2 protein-coding genes are annotated in these 829 nt (G+C 42.7%); both read left to right on the top strand.

Going from position 1 to position 829, the window contains the following annotated elements; all coding sequences use genetic code 11:
- On the top strand, nt 1-354 hold a 354-nt coding region (locus tag A3766_RS28480), incomplete at its 5' end, for a hypothetical protein (protein ID WP_231883030.1).
- 2 nt (nt 355-356) lie between these two features.
- Nucleotides 357-829: hypothetical protein (locus A3766_RS28475; protein ID WP_197479825.1), on the top strand; the 473-nt coding region annotated here is incomplete at its 3' end.

Genomic DNA, 829 nt, shown 5'->3' with positions numbered 1-829 from the left:
GCGTATTTTTTAATGGATAACAGCTTTAAGGGCTTTAGGTTTGAACTGGCTCTTCTGTTGGATGCCTTTGAAAACACAGCTAAAGAACTGGCCCAAGCTGGAACCAACAAGGTATACATCAATGATGTTGATAGAAGAGAAGAGTTTATTCGAGTTGTACTGTCTTCCATAAACCTGCGACCAAAAGGAGAGACAAACAACCAAGCTGAAGATAGATTACAAGCGGTTAGCTCGCTGGAAAGAATGAAGGTTCTCAAAGCCGCGAAAGTAGCAGAGCAAAGAGCTCACGATCTTCGAGTTGCTTTAGCTAAACAAAAAGCCAAAGAAGCGGCTGACAAGATGACACGGGAATAATCATGCAAGCAGCGCCCTGGAATGATTATGAGCGTATGCCAAATTTAGACGAGTCTGGAAGTGCTCGTCTTAAGCACTTGGTTGATCAGCCTCATGCGCCAATATTCAGGAATCAATCAGGTCATCATCTGGCTCAACATGAGCTAGACGAATTAGGTCATTTTACCCGTGAAGAAACCAATCTTAATGCTTCAGCCTGCGCCGGCGAAAATAAATGGATCGATCCTTTTCTAGGAAAATGCCTTGAGAGTGTTCCTTTCTATAAACATTACGATAAAAGCGTCCAAAGATTCGAAGACTATCCAACAATTGATCGTTCAGATTTGAGTGTAAGTATCACTGATTTTGTGCCTGATCATTTGCCTCTTGATCGGATAATTGCTTATGAAACATCCGGTACAACTGGGCACGCGTTAACGATACCATCTCATCCCATCGTCGCAGCAAGATACAGCGCTTATCATAAGAAAGCTCT

The organism is Oleiphilus sp. HI0132 (assembly GCF_001635845.1).
Note: the sequence above shows the minus strand (reverse complement) of the source record. Positions and strands in the feature narration are given on the sequence as shown.